The following is a 14,579-nucleotide window of genomic DNA, read 5'->3' as shown; positions in this document are numbered from 1 at the left end:
CGCGGCTCGCGCTAGACGACCTCGGCGAGCAGGCCCGCCTCCGGCACGGCCGTGCCCGGCAGGGCGAGCCAGGCCCGCGAGAGCGCCTGCACCGCCTCGTCGATCGTCTCGGGCGGCAGGCAGATCGGCAGCCGCAGGTAGCGCTCGAAGGCGCCGTCGATGCCGAAGCGGGGGCCGGCTGCGATGAGCAGGCCCTGGGCCCGGGCGGCGAGCGCGAGCTGCGAGCTGACCGGCGCGCCGAGGCCGATCCACGTCGCGATGCCGCCGTCGACGTGCGGCACGTGCCAGCTCGGGAACGCCTCGGCCAACCGCGCTTCGAGGAGGTCACGGCCTTGGCGGAGCTCGGCGCGGCGGAACGCGAGGATCTCGTCCATGCCGCGCACCAGCCGGGTCGCGATGAGCTGCTCGAGGATGGGCGTGCCGAGGTCGCCCGGCGCGCGGATCGCCACGAGGCGCCGGATGAGCGCGGGCTCGGCGCGGATCCAGCCGACGCGGATGCCGCCCCACGCCGTCTTGCCGAGCGAGCCGACGAGCACGGCGGAGCCGGCCGGGCCGTACGCCGCGAACGGGCGGAGCGCCGCCTCGCGATCGAGGTCGAGCTCGGCGGTCGTCTCGTCGGCGATGATCACGGCGCCCTGACGGGCCGCCGCGTCGAGCACCCGCTCGCGGCCCGCCTCGTCGAGGGAGCGGCCGGTCGGGTTCTGGAAGTCGGGCATCAGATATGCCGTCGAGGGGTTGGCGTGGCCGAAGGCGCGGACGAGCGCACCCACCTCGTCGTCGACGTCGAGCCCGCCCGCGTCGTGCGGGGCGACGGGCACGGGCACGAGCCGGGCGCCAGCGGCGCGCAGCGCCTCGTACGCGTGCGGGTAGGTGGGGGCCTCGATGACGGCGCGGTCGCCCCGGCCGACGAGCACCTTCGAGAGCAGCCCGATCGCGTGCTGCGCCCCGATCGTCACCATCACCTGCTCGGGGGCCGTGGGCAGCCCGCGGGCGGTGTACCGCTCGGCGATCGCGAGCCGCAGCTCGGGCAGGCCGACGGGGTCGAAGCCCGAGCCGGCGAGCTGGGCGGGCAGCTCCTCGACGGCCTCGCGGGCCACCTCGGCGAGCCAGGGCAGGGCGGGCGGTGCGGCCTTCGACAGGTCGAGGTGCTCGGCGGCGGGCGGCGCGGGCAGCACCGCGGGCGCGCCGGGAAGCCGGGTGACGCTGCCCGAGCCGCGGAGGCTGCGCAGCAGGTCCTGCTCGCGCAGCCGTCGGTACGCGGCTGCGACCGTGGTGCGGCTCGCGCCGAGCCGCTCGGCCAGCTCGCGCTCGGCGGGCAGCCGGGTGCCGACGCTCACGCGGCCGTCGAGCACGAGCAGACGCACGCGGTCGGCGAGGGCGACGTAGGCAGGGCCGCTCGGCCCGGTGCCGCCGTCGCGCCAGTCGCCGAGCAGGGTCACGAGCGCGCGTGCGCTGATCGAGGCATCCGCCATGCGATCCACTTTAGGAGAATTGGCCTCTTGTCGACAGTCCAATTCTCGAATTGGATGGCTCTCATGCTCCGCCGGATCCCTCAACTGCTCATCGGCCTCGTCCTCTACGGCATCGCCGACGCCATGATGATCCGTGCGGCCCTCGGCGTCGACCCGTGGACGGTCTTCGCGCAGGGCCTCTCCCACCTCACCGGCATCGGCATCGGCTGGCTCACGAACATCGTCGGCCTGCTCGTGCTGCTGCTGTGGATCCCGCTGCGCCAGCGCCCCGGGCTCGGCACCGTGCTGAACATCCTGCTGATCGGGCCGAGCATCGAGCTCGGACTCTGGCTCATCCAGACCCCGCCGGAGCTCTGGCAGCGCATCCTGCTGTTCACGGGCGGCCTGCTGCTGCTCGCCGTCGCGAGCGGCCTCTACATCGGCAGCCGCTTCGGCCCCGGCCCGCGCGATGGACTGATGACGGGCATCCACGCCCGCACCGGCTGGCCGATCTGGGTGGGGCGCACCATCGTCGAGGTGACCGTGCTCGCGATCGGCTGGCTGCTCGGCGGCGACGTCGGCTTCGGCACCGTCGCGTTCGCGATCCTCATCGGCCCGCTCTGCGGGATCACGCTGCCGCTCTTCGCCGTGCGCGAGCGGCGCCCGGCGAGCGCCACCCCGGCGGATGCCCCGCCAGTGGATGCCCCGCCGGCGGATGCCTCGCCGCAGCCGGCCACGCCGACGCATCCCACCGCCGCCGCGCCGCACTGAGCGGCGCCAACCGACCGCTGCGGCCCCCGGGCCGGGACACCTCGGGGGCCGCAGCGCACGCGCACCCAAACGTCGAGTTGCCCGACTTTCATGAAAGTCGGGCAACTCGGAGTAGGAAGCGGCGCGGGTCAGAGCTCGCGCTCGGCGTAGGCGCGCAGCGCGTCGCGGACGAACTCCGCGCCGGCCTGGCCGCCGTAGTTCGCCCCGAAGCGCGGGTCCGCGACGTACATCTCGCCGAGGCCGAGCACGTAGCCCTTGACGTCGCCGCCGGGAACCGCCGCGGGCGTGCCGGGCACGCCGGTCAGCCACTCGACGTGACGCTTCGCGAGCGCCTGCGCCTCGGCGCCGTCCGGGGCGAGCCCGGATTCGGCCGCCGCGGTCCAGTCGCGGGAGAGCGCCGCCGTGCGGGCCTTCCACTCGCGCTGACCGGTCTCGCCGAGTCCGCGCCACCAGCGGTCGCCGGCGGCATACGCCTCGGCGCCCCAGCGCTGTTCGACCTCCGCGCGGTGCACGGTGTGGTCGAAGCCGTCGAACATCTCGTCTGCCATCAGTCGTTCACCTCCTTCCAATGCCGTGATCGTCTTCTCGACCGACGCGATCTGCCGCGCCAGTCGGCCTTGCTCCTGCCGCAGCCAGCCGAGATGGGCTTCGAGGGCGCGCGCCTCGTCGGCGCTGCCCTCGAGCACCTCGGCGATGGCGGGCAGGCCGAGCCCGAGCTCGCGCAGCAGCAGGATCCGTTGCAGCCGCACGAGCGCGCGCTCGTCGTAGTGGCGGTAGCCGTTGCCGGCGACCCTCGTGGGCGCGAGCAGGCCGAGATCGTCGTAGTGCCGCAGGGTGCGGCTCGTCGTCCCGGCGAGCTTCGCGATCTCTTGAATCGACCAGTCCACGTCTCAACCTCCGGGGTCCACGGTAGAACTTGACGTTACGTCAAGGTCAAGCCGTGATGCCTGAGTTTTCGCCCGGAGCCCTTGCATGCGCCCTAGACGCGATATATCGTGTCTCACGTAAACGCGATATATCGCGTCGCGAGCAGTGTCATCGTCCAGCAAGGAGTCGCAATGTCCATCGAGAAGTGGGTGATCGCCCCCGGCGAGTCCCGGATCATCGACCTCGAGCTCGTCCGCAAGCTCAAGGTCAGCCTCATCGGCGGCAAGGTCGACGTCATCGCGCACGACGAGCCCGGCGCCCGCGTCGAGGTCTCGACCGTCACGGGCAAGGAACTCGCCGTCTCCATCGACGGCGACGTGCTCGAGATCGACCACCCCCAGCTGCGCTGGGACAACTTCATCGAGGCCTTCAAGGGCTGGGCGGGCAACGCCAAGGCCGAGGTCTCGATCCTCGCCCCGCGCCACGTCGTGCTGCAGCTCGGCGTCGTCTCCGGCGACGCCCTCGTATCCGGCTTCGACGGCGACGCCAAGCTCAGCACCGTCTCCGGCGAGCTCGTCATCGACAACCACGACGGCGACCTCGAGCTGTCCGGCGTCTCCGGCGAGATCTCGGTCGGCAACCATGTCGGCCGCATCACCGCCCACACCGTGTCCGGCGACATCATCGCCACCGGCGGGATCACGAGCTTCAACGCCGACTCCGTGTCGGGCAACATGATCGTCGACGCGCACGGCACCCCCGACCGCATCGACACGAACACCGTCTCGGGCGACCTCACCGTGCGCTTCGCCGGCGGCGCCGGGGCCCGCTACCGCATCAACACCGTCGCCGGCACGCTCGTGCTCGACGACATCACCGTGAAGGGCATGCGCGGCAAGGGCTTCGAGCGCGTCGTCGGTGAGCTCGCCGGCACCTGGCTCGACCTCGGCGCCAACAGCGTCTCGGGCAACATCTCGGTGCTGCGGCGCACGGTCGCGGAGACGACGGATGCCTCGGCCGCGGCATCCTCGAGCGACGAGGCATCCCGATGACCCCGCCGGTCTTCGCGCACGGCAGCCTGCGCCTCTACCTGCTCGCCCTCCTCGAGGAGCGGCCGCGGCACGGCTACGAACTCATCCAGGCGCTGTCGGAGCGCTTCGGCGGCACCTACTCCCCGAGCGCCGGCACCATCTACCCGCGCCTCGCGAAGCTCGAAGAGGAGGGGCTCGTCACCAAGACGAGCGACGGCCGCAAGTCGATCTACGAGATCACCGACGCCGGCCGAGCCGAGCTCGACGCCAGGCGGCACGAGCTCGACGACATCGAGAACGACGTCACCGACTCGGTGCGCCGGCTCGCGCAGGACGTGCGGCAGAACGTCGACGACGCGATGCGCTCCCTCCGCGCCGAGCTCGCGAGCGCCGCCCGCGAGGCGAAGCGCTCCGCGACGAGCGTGCGCGGCGAAACCGTGAACCTGCACGCCGACTCGAACCGCGCCGTGCACGAGGCCGACGTGGTGCTGAACGAGTTCCGCCAGCAGCTGCGCACCGAACTGCGCCGGCAGGCGAGCCGCGGCCGGGTCGCCCCCGCCACCGTCGACCTGCTGCGGGCCCGGCTCGCCGAGGTGCGCGCCGAGGTGCTCGGCACCTTCGCCGACCGCTGATCCGGCACGGCGGCGCTACCCTCGACACGTGCGCAACATCCTCGCGGTCGCCGTCGGCGGGCTCCTCGGCACCGGGCTGCGCCTCGTCTTCGACCTCGCGTTCCCGCACGCCGATCACGAGTTCCCGCTGGAGACGCTGCTCGTCAATCTCGTCGGCGCCTTCGCGCTGGGCTGGCTCGCCGGCGGGCTGTGGCGCCGTCCCTCGACGCCCGCGTGGCTGAAGGCCGGTGTCGGTTCGGGCGTGCTCGGCTCCTTCACGACGTTGTCGGCCGTGATGGCCTCGCTCGTCGTGCTCGAGCGCGAGGGCGCGCACCTCACCGCGGCGCTCTACCTCGTCGTCTCCGTGCTCGCCGGTCTCGCGGCCGCGGCCGCGGGACTCTGGCTCGGCTCGCGGATCGGCCGCCGCCGCATGCCGGACACGATCACCGACTCCGGGGAGACGCTGTGACCGCCCTCAGTCCCCTCGTCATCGCGACCGTGCTCGTCGCGGGCAGCCTCGGCGCCGTCATCCGCTATCTCCTGTCGCGGCGCTTCCCGGTGCGGCCGGGTCACCTGCCGGGCGGCATCCTGATCGTGAACGTCGTCGGCTCGGCGGTCGCCGGCGTCGTCATCGGGCTCGCGGAGCGCGCCGCCGTCTCGGCCGACTGGCGGCTCATTCTCGTGACCGGGTTCTGCGGCGGGCTGACGACCTTCAGCACCTGGAGCGTCGAGACGATCGAGCTCCTCGACGGCGGGCGTTGGCGGGCCGCCCTCCTCAACGTCTTCGTCACGCTCGTGCTCGGCTTCGCGGCGGCGGGCGCCGGGTACCTGCTCGCCCGCTGACGCACGACGGTCCGCGTGGCACGCCGTGCAGCGCCGGCGCGCCGGCGCATCCGTCGTGCACCTCGCTCGACACAAGCCCGCGCCCACCCCCCGAGTTGCCCGACTTTCATGAAAGTCGGGCAACTCGGGGGAGGGAGTCAAGCCTTGGGGTCGCGGCGGCGGGCCCGGGCGAAGACGACGATCGCGGCGGCGAGGGCGGCGACGCCCAGGATGCCGCCCGCGATGCCGGCGATCGCCCAGCCGTCGGGGCCGTCGGATGCCTCGTCGTGCCCGGCCTCGGCGGCGGCGTCGTGCCCGTCGCCGCTCGCGGCGGCGTCGTGCGGCGCCTCCTCGGTCCAGGTGCCGGTCGCACCCGAGCCGACGCCGAAGTCGATCGTGCCGTCGATGACGTGGCCGTCGCTCGACACGGCGCGCCAGCGGATCTGGTACTCGCCGGAGAGCTCGGCCGGCAGCGTCGCGGTCACCTCGGGGCCGGCGACGACGGCCTCGCCCGAGTCGATCGACTCGCCGTGGTGGTCGACGACCTCGATCGCGGTGCCGACGGGGATGATGTCGTCCGAGAAGGTGAGCTTCACCTCGGCGGGCGAGGCGTCGAGCACCTCACCGGCCTTGGGGGTCGAGGCGATCAGCTCGTCGTGGGCCGAGGCGGACTGGGCGTTCGCGAGGCCGAGCCACGCGCCCGCGGCGAGCGCGATGGCGCCGAGGGCGAGCAGTCGCCGGCGGGGTGCGGCCGTGGGAGCGGTGGCAGCGATGGTGGTGGCGGTGCGGTGCATGGGGAATCCCGTCTTCGTGCGTCCGGGGCGCAGGGGCCCGCGCGGACGCGAGTGGTGGCCGCGGTGCGGCCGGGTTCAGGCGAAGGCGGGGTGGCGCGGCGGGCCGCGGTGCCGCAGCTGGGCGACGAGCTGGCGACCGCGCAGGCGCGCGCGGTCGCGGGCGAGCGGTCGCACGAGCGGACCGGCTGGGACGGGGATGGCGGCGAGCGCGGATGCCTCGTCGACGGCCCGCACGAGCACGGCGCGGGCGGTCCGGCGGAGGGCGCGCCAGGCGGCGGCCTCGACGGCGAGCAGGTAGGCGACGGTGGCGAGCCAGGCGAGCACGTGGCCGAGGAGCATCGCGGCATCCGTGTGCCCGTGCCCGAGGAGGGGCGCAGCCGTCGCGCCCGAGGCATCCGGCAGCGCCGTCACGGTCGGGTGGTGCGCGTCCCCCGAGACCCGGAGCAGCGCGCCGGCACCGCCCGCGCCCGCGCCGACGGAGAACAGCAGGTGGAAGACGAGCTGGCTCGCCGCGGTCGCGAGCACCACGCGGAGGGGCGAGCTGCGCCGCCCGACGAGGGCGACCGACACGGCGAGCGCGACGAACGCGGAGAGCGCGAGCCCCGGCCCGCCGGGGGCCTCGCCCGCGGCGGCGCCGTGCGAGAACGCCGCGAGGAACAGGGCCACCGCTGCGGCGGCGGCTCCGCGCGCGAGCTGCGTCGCACGGTTCACGTCTCGGTCCGATCTCGGCGTCTCGACCCGCCCGGAATCGGGCGGGATGCCCGCCGTCCGGCGGGATCGCGCTCCAGGGTAGCAAGCCGACTTGACAGCCGTCGCAACGGGTGTAGTGTCATCCGCCGTGACGAATGAGGCGGAGGAACCGCCCGCAGAACTGAAGTCGCCGAAGCATTGGATCATCGGCGACCCGCTGCCCACCGAGCGACTCGAGGGGCAGCTGCTCCCCAAGCGCGTCGCGCTGCCCGTGTTCGCGAGCGACGCGCTCTCCTCGGTGGCGTACGCCCCGCAGGAGCTCCTGATGGTGCTCACCGCGGGCGGGCTCGCGTTCCTGGCCTTCGCGCCCTGGGTCGCGGCGGTGGTCGTGCTGCTGCTCGCGACGGTGGCGCTGAGCTACCGACAGCTGATCCGCGCCTACCCCTCGGGCGGCGGCGACTACGAGGTGGCGCACAAGAACCTCGGCGAGAAGGCCGGCGTGCTCGTGGCCTCCGCCCTGCTCGTCGACTACGTGATGACGGTCGTCGTCTCGGTCGCCTCGGGTGTCGACAACATCATCTCCGCATTCCCCGAGCTGAACCCGTGGCGGGTCGAGCTCGCCGTGCTCTTCGTGGTGCTGCTCGCGGCGGTGAACCTCCGCGGGGTGAGCGAGTCCGGCAAGGCGTTCGCGGTGCCGACCTACCTCTTCGCGGGGAGCGTGCTGCTGCTCATCGGCACGGGGCTCGTGCAGATCCTGATGGGCAACCCGCCCGTCGCGGAGTCGGCGGCGTACCAGGTCGAGGGCGAGCAGCTCGTGCAGGCGGCGTTCGTCCTCCTGCTGCTGCGCTCGTTCGCGAGCGGATGCTCCGCCCTCACCGGTGTCGAGGCGGTCGCGAACGGCGTGCCCGCGTTCCGCCGGCCGAAGGTGCGCAACGCGCAGAAGACCCTGATGCTGATGGCCGGGCTCGCGATCGTGCTCTTCGTCGGCCTCACGACCCTCGCCCTCGTCTCCGGCGTGCACTACGCCGAGGACCCGTGCAGCCTGATCGGCTGGGACGAGTGCGCGACGGCGCCGCAGCCGAGCCTCATCGCGCAGATCGCCGCTGCGGTGTTCGGAAACAGCTCGATCCTGTTCTTCGTGATCCAGGCGGCCGCCGCCCTCGTGCTGCTGCTCGCCGCGAACACCGCGTTCAACGGCTTCCCACTGCTCGGCTCGGTGCTCGCCCGCGACGGCTACGCGCCGAAGTCGCTGTCGACCCGTGGCGACCGGCTGATCTACTCGAACGGCGTCATCATCCTGGCGACGGCGGCGGCGATCATCCTGGTGATCTTCCAGGCCAATCTGACGCTCCTCATCCAGCTGTACATCATCGGCGTGTTCGTGTCGTTCACGCTCGGCCAGTCCGGCATGGTGCGGCACTGGATCCGGCTGCTGCGCCAGCCCCGCACGAGCTACCGGAAGCGGGGCCGCCCCGGGCCGGCCGCCGACGACGACCGGCCGATGACGCGCGGGGCGATGATCCGCTCGCTGTGCATCAACGCCTTCGGCGCGAGCCTGACTGCGGTCGTGCTCATCGTCGTGACGATCACGAAGTTCACGCACGGCGCGTGGATGGTCTTCCTGATGATGCCGATCCTGTTCCTGCTGATGCTCGGCGTGCACCGCTACTACCGCGACGTCGAGCGCGAGATCGAGGTCGACGCGACGACGACGTTCGGCTCGGCGGGCGATCACGCGATCGTGCTCGTCGGGCGGATGCAGAAGCCGACGCTGAAGGCGCTCGACTACGCGATCGCCGCGAAGCACGACAGCATCGAGGCCGTGCACGTCTCGATCGACGAGGAGCAGACGAAGCAGCTGAAGCGCGACTGGGTGAAGCAGAACATCCACGTGAAGCTGCGCATCCTCGCCTCGCCGTACCGCGATCTCAGCTCCCCCCTCATCAAGTACATCAAGCAGCACCGCGAGGAGCACGGCTCCGAGGTCGTGACGGTGTACATGCCGCAGTACATCGTGGGCCACTGGTGGGAGAACATCCTGCACAACCACAAGGCGCGGCGCATCCGGCAGAAGCTCATGCTCGTGCACGGCGTCACCGTCGCGCTCGTGCCGTGGCTGCTCGACTCCAGCGACATGATCTACGGCCGCCGCTCCCGGCCGCTGCCCGGTCAGGACCGGCGCGGCGAGCCGGTGCGCCCGGTGCCCAGGCGTCCCGTCCCCGGCGCCGGCGCGAACCGCCGGCGGTAGGCTCGCGAGCATGACCTCGGATGCCTCGGTGCGCGCGTTCCTCGACGGCGTGACGCACCCCGTGCGGCGCCGCGACGCGGAGACCCTGCTGGCGCTGATGTCGCGCGTGACGGGCGAGCCCGCGCGGATGTGGGGGCCGTCGATCGTCGCGTTCGGGGAGTACCACTACCGCTACCCGAGCGGCCGCGAGGGCGATGCGCCCGCGGCCGCGTTCTCGCCGCGGAAGCCCGCGGCGACCGTCTACCTCGCCGACGGCGTCGGCGCGTACGAGGCGGAGCTCGCCGCGCTCGGACCGCACACCACCGGCGTCGGATGCCTCTACCTGAAAGACCTGGAGCAGCTCGACCTGGCGGTGCTCGAGCGGATCGTCGCCGCCTCGTACGCGGTGGTCACGGCGGGCGACTTCGGCGGCCTCGCCCGCGACGGCGGCGCGTGACCGCGAGGCCCGCGGCGCGCGGCGGGGCCGTCGCCGCGACGTCCCTCGTCGTGCTCGGCCTCGCCTGCCAGGAGGTCGGCGCGGCGATCGCCGTCATCCTCTTCCCGACCGTCGGACCGCTCGGCATGGTGAGCCTCCGCCTGGTGTTCTCCGCCGTCATCCTGCTCGCGATCGCCCGGCCGCGCCTGCGCGGCCGCAGCGGCGCCGACTGGCTCACGGTCGCCGGCTTCGGGCTCGTCCTCGCGCTCATGAACGCGCTGTTCTACCTCTCGCTGGAGCGGATCCCGCTCGGCGCGGCCGTCACGATCGAGGTGCTCGGGCCGCTCGCCCTCTCGGTGATCACGGGGCGGCGCGCCTCCTCGTGGCTGTGGGCCGGACTCGCCGCGATCGGCGTCGTGCTGCTCGGCCAGGGCAGCTTCGGCCACCTCGACCCGATCGGCGTGGTCTTCGCGGCGGGGGCCGGGGCGACGTGGGCGGGGTACATCCTGCTGTCGGCGCGCACGGGGCAGCGCTTCCCGCGCTTCGAGGGGCTCGCGCTGGCGATGGCCGTCGGCGCCGTCGCGGTGCTGCCGTTCGGCATCGCGAGCTCGGGCGCGGTGCTGCTGCGGCCGGAGGTGCTCGGGCTCGGCGCGGCGGTCGCGATCCTCTCCTCCACCATCCCCTACGCGCTGGAGCTGATCGCGCTGCGCCGGCTCCGCGCGGGGGCGTTCGCGGTGCTGATGAGCCTGGCGCCGGCGATCGCGACGCTCACCGGGCTGGTGCTGCTCGGCCAGCACTTCACCTGGGTCGGCGGGCTCGCCGTCGCGCTCGTGATCGCGGCCTCCGTCGGCGCGGTGCGCCAGGCGCAGGCCCCGCCCGCACCGCCCGCGCCGGCGGGCTGAGCGGCTACAGCATCGCCATGATCTGCCGGGCGATCATGCGCCCGGCACGGTTCGCCCCGATCGTGGAGGCCTGCGGGCCGTAGCCGGCGAGGAACACCCGCGGGTCGCCCCAGGACGCACCCTGGCCGACCGTGACGCCGCCCGCCTTCTCGCGCAGCTTCAGCGGCGCGAGGTGGCGGAGCTCGGGCCGGAAGCCCGTCGCCCAGATGATGACGTCGGCCCGCGCCTCGGTGCCGTCGTCCCACACCACCCGGTCCTCCTCGATGCGGTCGAACATGGGCTTCGCGATGAGCAGCCCGCGTTCGATGCCCGCGGCGATGCGGCGGTTCTTCGGCACGCCCGTGCCGCTCACGATGGAGGGCAGCGCCCGCCCGGAGCGCGCCGCCTCGTCCTGCGCGGCGACGGCGGCCGAGGCGCCCTCGAGGTCGAGCTCCTGGCGGTCGAGCCAGTCGATCGGACGGCGGGAGACCCACGTCAGGGATGCCGCGACGTCTTCGAGCTCGAGCATGAAGCCGATGGCCGAGGTGCCGCCGCCGACGACCACGACGTGCTGGTCGCGCAGCGACTCGGCGTCGGTGAAGTCGGAGGTGTGCAGGTGCCGGCCGCGGAAGTCGGTCATGCCCGGGTAGTAGGGCACGAACGGCGAGCCCCAGGTGCCGGTCGCGTTGACCAGGATCTGCGTGTCGAGCGTGCCGCCCGGCTGCGCGGGGGGCGCCGGCACGGCGAAGGTCTTGCGGCGGCGGCCGAAGAAGCCGCGCACCTGCTGCTCCTCGGGGGCGGGCGCCGGCTCGTCGGGGGTGCGCAGGTCGCGGTAGGCGAGGCGCAGGTCGGCGCCTTCGTTCGAGACGCGGCGCACCTCGATGGGCCGGTGCACGCGCAGCTCGTAGTGCTCCTCGAAACGGCGGTAGTAGTCGGCGACGATCTCCCGGGCGGGCTGCGTGCGGTCGGCGGTCTCGAAGCTGAGCCCCATCTCGGCCATGCCGGGCAGGTCGTTCACCTTGTGCGCGGTGCCGAGCTTCAGCGACGACCAGCGGTGCTGCCAGGCGCCGCCGGGGCCGGGAGCGCGGTCGAGCACGACGAAGTCCTCGTCGGCGACGAGCTCGAACCGGCGCAGGTAGTACGCCACCGAGAGCCCCGCCTGACCCGCGCCGACGACCGCGACTTTGACGCGGGCGGGCAGGGAAGACATCACCCCTCCATCTCAGCATGAATCCGACCGCGAGTGCAGCAGCATCAGGGGGTTCGCAGCCGAGAAGGCGAGCGTTCGTCGGTGCTAAACTTACGGCACGAACTATTTCCGCCAAGAACGAGCCGGGCGAAGCACATTCCGCCCGGCCAGAAGCCGTAAGGGGGTCACGCATGGGGCGCGGCCGTCAGAAAGCCAAGCACACCAAGGTCGCACGGGAGCTGAAGTACTTCAGCCCCGACACCGACTACAACGCGCTTGAGCGCGAGCTCGCGGGCTCGGACGATGACAAGTACGAAGAAGATCTGTCGAAGTGGTCGGAGTATGCCGACGACGGCAGTGACCACTACGTCCCCGGCGACGGCTCCCAGCGGGCCTGAGACCGGTTCCCTCGCGACGCGCGGCTGACGTTCCGACGTTCGGCTGACACCCCGGCATCGCCGGGGTCTTCTGCGTGCGCGGGCGGAGTCCCCCTTTCCTTCCGAATTGCCCGGCTTTCATGAAAGTTGGGCAAGTCGGAAGGGTGGGGGACTCCGGCCAGGCGAGCCGGACCTCTGCCCGGCGCGCGGCGGTGCTCGGCGCTCAGCGCTGGAAGCGCACCACTCCCTCGACGACCGTGACGGCCGTCTGCACGGACACGAGGGCGGCCGGCGGCAGCTCGAAGGGATCGGCGCTCGCGATGGCGAGGTCGGCCCGCTCGCCGACCCGGATGCGGCCCGGGCGCCGGAGCACGAGCTCGGTCGACCCGGCGGTGTACGCGGCGAGCGCCTGCTCGAGGCTCAGCGCCTGGTGCTCCGGGTCGAGGGTCGGCGGCGTCGCGCCCGCTGGGAGCGGCGGCGCTTCGACCCCGGGCGGCAGCGGCGCCCAGCGGTTCACCGCGACGTGGATGGCGAGCCAGGGCTCGGCCGGGGAGACCGGCCAGTCCGAGCCCATGGCGAGCTCGGCGCCGCTCTCCGCGATGCTCCGGAACGGGTAGCCGGCCTGCATCCGCGCCTCCCCGATCATGGCGACCACGGCCGGGTCGGGCGCCGCCCACAGCCCCTGGATGTTCGCCGTCACGCCGAGCGGCCCGAAGCGCGCGGCATCCTCCGGGCGCACCATCGAGAGGTGCGCGATGTGGTGGCGCGGCCCGGCGCCGTGCTCGGCGCGGGCCGCCTCGATCGCGTCGAGCGCGACCCGGATGCCCCGGTCGCCCATGATGTGCAGGTGCAGCGCGAAGCCGGCCGCGTCGAGCTGGACGATGAAGGCGCGGATCGCGTCCTCCTCGTAGTGCAGCTCGCCGGCGAAGCCGTCGCCGTGGCTGCAGTAGGGCTCGAGCAGGGCCGCGGTCTCGCCGTGCGGCACGCCGTCGATCATCGCCTTGGCGGTCGAGGTGTCGAAGCCGGCGGCGGCGTTCCGTTCCCGCAGTTCGACGAAGCGCGCGACCAGCGCGGGCACGTCCGCCTCGCGCAGGCCCGGCGCGATCCACAGGGCGCCGGAGGCCTCGCTGCGCAGGTTGCCGTCGGCGATGCCCCGGAGGTACGCGGGCGTCGCGTCGGCCTTGCCGTTGTACTCGCCGAGGATCGCCTCGTGCCAGCCGGTGACGCCGAGCGACCAGAGGTACTCCTGGGCGTTCGCGAGCCCCGCGGACATCTCCGCCTCGCTCGCCGGCGGCACGACCCGGCCGACGAGCTCGGCGGCCGTCTCGTTCAGGTATCCGGTCGGGACGCCGTGCTCGTCGCGGTGGATGTGCCCGTTGCGCGGTTCGGGGGTGTCCGCGCCGACGCCCGCGAGCTCGAGCGCCCGTGAGTTGACCCAGAGGGTGTGATGCCCGGCGTCGCTCAGCGCGACCGGCCGGTCGGGCACGATCCGATCGAGCTCGTGCCGCGTCGGCGCGGGGAAGAGTTCGTGGCTCCATCCGCCGCCGGTGACCCACTCGCCGTCGCTGCGCGCCGCGCCGGCACGGATGAGCTCGTAGGTCTCCTCGACGGTGACGGCCGGCGTGAGGTCGATGCTGAGCCGCTCGACCCCGGCGAAGACGGCGTGCGCGTGGGCGTCGACGAAGCCGGGGTGGATGAGCCCGCCGGCGGCGTCGAGGACGGTGCTGGCGTCGTCGCGCAGGGCCAGCACCTCGGCGTCCGAGCCGACGCGGAGGATGCGGCCGTCGCGGACGGCGACGGCGGTGCTCGCGGTGCGCAGGCGACCGTCGAACACCCGGCCGTTCACGATGAGGAGCTCGGCGGAGCGGGTCATGGTCGTTCCATTCTGCTGGCCGGCCGGATGAGACCGGTCGGGAGGAGTGCTGAGGTGGGGACGCTCGGCCGGTTCAGACCAGGCGGAAGACGCGGATGACGACCTGCCCGGGCGCGGGGCGCGCGTAGCCGACGAACTGCGACTCGCCGAGCCATCCGAGCTCGGGGTGCTCCGTGCGGAACCGGAACGCGGTGCGGTAGTAGAGCTCCCGCTCGTCGACGTCCTCGCCGGCGAGGAGGCGCGCGTAGCCCGCCTCGTCGGTGCGCCAGACGCCGCGGTTCACGACCTCGACGCCGGCGGTGCCGCCCGTCACCTCCGCCTCGATGACGTAGCGGGCGTCGAGCTCGACGGTGAGGCCGCGGGCGGTCCACCAGTCGCCGCCGCTGTTCAGCACCCGCCCGCGCAGCCTGGGGCCGTCGAAGTCGCCGCCGGAGACCCGGGCGAAGTGCAGGCCCTCGCCGGGCTCGGCGCCGCCGAGCGGGATCGCCTCGTCGACGAGGCAGCGCAGCTCGAAGCAGTACTCGAAGGCGGGTTCCATCAGCGGTTCCGGCATGGGGGT

16 protein-coding genes are annotated in these 14,579 nt (G+C 73.2%); 9 read left to right on the top strand and 7 right to left on the bottom strand.

Annotated elements, in window-relative coordinates; translation table 11 throughout:
* Positions 1-11: 11 nt before the first annotated feature.
* Positions 12-1,472 carry a MocR-like transcription factor YczR gene (gene yczR, locus MTP13_RS07305; RefSeq protein ID WP_243570407.1) on the bottom strand — a complete coding sequence of 487 codons (1,461 nt, stop codon included), beginning with the start codon at positions 1,470-1,472 and terminating at the stop codon, positions 12-14.
* Positions 1,473-1,535: 63 nt separating this feature from the next.
* On the opposite strand from yczR, the gene yczE reads away from it, so the two are divergent.
* Positions 1,536-2,222: a membrane protein YczE gene (gene yczE, locus MTP13_RS07300; protein ID WP_243570406.1), complete on the top strand. Its 687-nt coding sequence runs from the start codon at positions 1,536-1,538 to the stop codon at positions 2,220-2,222.
* A 128-nt stretch (positions 2,223-2,350) separates the two neighbouring features.
* Here the strand turns inward: yczE and MTP13_RS07295 are convergent, their stop codons facing one another.
* Positions 2,351-3,109 carry a MerR family transcriptional regulator gene (locus MTP13_RS07295; RefSeq protein ID WP_243570405.1) on the bottom strand — a complete coding sequence of 253 codons (759 nt, stop codon included), beginning with the start codon at positions 3,107-3,109 and terminating at the stop codon, positions 2,351-2,353.
* Between the two features lie 171 nt (positions 3,110-3,280).
* On the opposite strand from MTP13_RS07295, the gene MTP13_RS07290 reads away from it, so the two are divergent.
* Genes MTP13_RS07290 through crcB form a run of 4 tightly spaced genes read left to right on the top strand, consistent with a single transcriptional unit; the run spans position 3,281 to position 5,574 of the window.
* On the top strand, positions 3,281-4,141 hold the full coding sequence (locus MTP13_RS07290) for a DUF4097 family beta strand repeat-containing protein (protein WP_243570404.1): 861 nt from the start codon (positions 3,281-3,283) through the stop codon (positions 4,139-4,141).
* Positions 4,138-4,752, top strand: a complete 615-nt coding sequence (locus MTP13_RS07285) for a PadR family transcriptional regulator (protein WP_243570403.1) — start codon at positions 4,138-4,140, stop codon at positions 4,750-4,752. The genes MTP13_RS07290 and MTP13_RS07285 overlap by 4 nt, the downstream gene beginning before the upstream one ends.
* A 28-nt stretch (positions 4,753-4,780) precedes the next feature.
* A complete protein-coding gene (locus MTP13_RS07280) occupies positions 4,781-5,200 on the top strand; it encodes a FluC/FEX family fluoride channel (protein WP_243570402.1) in 420 nt (139 codons plus the stop codon).
* Complete coding sequence (gene crcB / locus MTP13_RS07275; protein ID WP_243570401.1) at positions 5,197-5,574, top strand: fluoride efflux transporter CrcB; 378 nt, start codon at positions 5,197-5,199, stop codon at positions 5,572-5,574. Before MTP13_RS07280 ends, crcB begins: the two co-directional genes overlap by 4 nt.
* Before the next feature lie 137 nt (positions 5,575-5,711).
* Here the strand turns inward: crcB and MTP13_RS07270 are convergent, their stop codons facing one another.
* Both MTP13_RS07270 and MTP13_RS07265 read right to left on the bottom strand, forming a co-directional pair.
* Positions 5,712-6,347, bottom strand: a complete 636-nt coding sequence (locus MTP13_RS07270; RefSeq protein WP_243570400.1) for a copper resistance CopC family protein — start codon at positions 6,345-6,347, stop codon at positions 5,712-5,714.
* A 75-nt stretch (positions 6,348-6,422) separates the two neighbouring features.
* Positions 6,423-7,058, bottom strand: a complete 636-nt coding sequence (locus MTP13_RS07265; RefSeq protein ID WP_243570399.1) for a hypothetical protein — start codon at positions 7,056-7,058, stop codon at positions 6,423-6,425.
* Positions 7,059-7,185: 127 nt separating this feature from the next.
* Between MTP13_RS07265 and MTP13_RS07260 the strand changes: the two genes are divergently transcribed.
* Genes MTP13_RS07260 through MTP13_RS07250 form a run of 3 tightly spaced genes read left to right on the top strand, consistent with a single transcriptional unit; the run spans position 7,186 to position 10,602 of the window.
* Positions 7,186-9,285 carry an APC family permease gene (locus MTP13_RS07260; RefSeq protein WP_243570398.1) on the top strand — a complete coding sequence of 700 codons (2,100 nt, stop codon included), beginning with the start codon at positions 7,186-7,188 and terminating at the stop codon, positions 9,283-9,285.
* 10 nt (positions 9,286-9,295) lie between these two features.
* Complete coding sequence (locus tag MTP13_RS07255) at positions 9,296-9,721, top strand: DUF1801 domain-containing protein (protein ID WP_243570397.1); 426 nt, start codon at positions 9,296-9,298, stop codon at positions 9,719-9,721.
* Positions 9,718-10,602 carry an EamA family transporter gene (locus tag MTP13_RS07250; protein WP_243570396.1) on the top strand — a complete coding sequence of 295 codons (885 nt, stop codon included), beginning with the start codon at positions 9,718-9,720 and terminating at the stop codon, positions 10,600-10,602. The genes MTP13_RS07255 and MTP13_RS07250 overlap by 4 nt, the downstream gene beginning before the upstream one ends.
* 4 nt (positions 10,603-10,606) lie before the next feature.
* Here the strand turns inward: MTP13_RS07250 and MTP13_RS07245 are convergent, their stop codons facing one another.
* A complete protein-coding gene (locus MTP13_RS07245; protein WP_243570395.1) occupies positions 10,607-11,791 on the bottom strand; it encodes an NAD(P)-binding domain-containing protein in 1,185 nt (394 codons plus the stop codon).
* A gap of 170 nt (positions 11,792-11,961) precedes the next feature.
* Between MTP13_RS07245 and MTP13_RS07240 the strand changes: the two genes are divergently transcribed.
* On the top strand, positions 11,962-12,168 hold the full coding sequence (locus MTP13_RS07240; RefSeq protein ID WP_243570394.1) for a DUF3073 domain-containing protein: 207 nt from the start codon (positions 11,962-11,964) through the stop codon (positions 12,166-12,168).
* Positions 12,169-12,370: 202 nt separating this feature from the next.
* On the opposite strand, the gene MTP13_RS07235 is transcribed toward MTP13_RS07240, so the two are convergent.
* Entirely contained in the window at positions 12,371-14,020 is a 1,650-nt protein-coding gene (locus MTP13_RS07235) for an amidohydrolase (RefSeq protein ID WP_243570393.1), read from the bottom strand.
* A gap of 73 nt (positions 14,021-14,093) precedes the next feature.
* On the bottom strand, positions 14,094-14,573 hold the full coding sequence (locus tag MTP13_RS07230) for a DUF3237 domain-containing protein (RefSeq protein ID WP_243570392.1): 480 nt from the start codon (positions 14,571-14,573) through the stop codon (positions 14,094-14,096).
* Positions 14,574-14,579 lie beyond the last annotated feature (6 nt).

It is taken from the genome of Agromyces soli (genome assembly GCF_022811605.1).
GTDB lineage: Bacteria > Actinomycetota > Actinomycetes > Actinomycetales > Microbacteriaceae > Agromyces > Agromyces soli.
Note: the sequence above shows the minus strand (reverse complement) of the source record. Positions and strands in the feature narration are given on the sequence as shown.

Coding starts and splice junctions, on each gene's coding strand:
- MTP13_RS07235 (WP_243570393.1), bottom strand. CDS start 14,020: ATGACCCGCTCCGCCGAGCTCCTCATCGTGAACGGCCGGGTGTTCGAC.
- MTP13_RS07270 (WP_243570400.1), bottom strand. CDS start 6,347: ATGCACCGCACCGCCACCACCATCGCTGCCACCGCTCCCACGGCCGCA.
- MTP13_RS07245 (WP_243570395.1), bottom strand. CDS start 11,791: ATGTCTTCCCTGCCCGCCCGCGTCAAAGTCGCGGTCGTCGGCGCGGGT.
- MTP13_RS07255 (WP_243570397.1), top strand. CDS start 9,296: ATGACCTCGGATGCCTCGGTGCGCGCGTTCCTCGACGGCGTGACGCAC.
- yczE (WP_243570406.1), top strand. CDS start 1,536: ATGCTCCGCCGGATCCCTCAACTGCTCATCGGCCTCGTCCTCTACGGC.
- MTP13_RS07290 (WP_243570404.1), top strand. CDS start 3,281: ATGTCCATCGAGAAGTGGGTGATCGCCCCCGGCGAGTCCCGGATCATC.
- yczR (WP_243570407.1), bottom strand. CDS start 1,472: ATGGCGGATGCCTCGATCAGCGCACGCGCGCTCGTGACCCTGCTCGGC.
- MTP13_RS07240 (WP_243570394.1), top strand. CDS start 11,962: ATGGGGCGCGGCCGTCAGAAAGCCAAGCACACCAAGGTCGCACGGGAG.
- MTP13_RS07230 (WP_243570392.1), bottom strand. CDS start 14,573: ATGCCGGAACCGCTGATGGAACCCGCCTTCGAGTACTGCTTCGAGCTG.
- MTP13_RS07285 (WP_243570403.1), top strand. CDS start 4,138: ATGACCCCGCCGGTCTTCGCGCACGGCAGCCTGCGCCTCTACCTGCTC.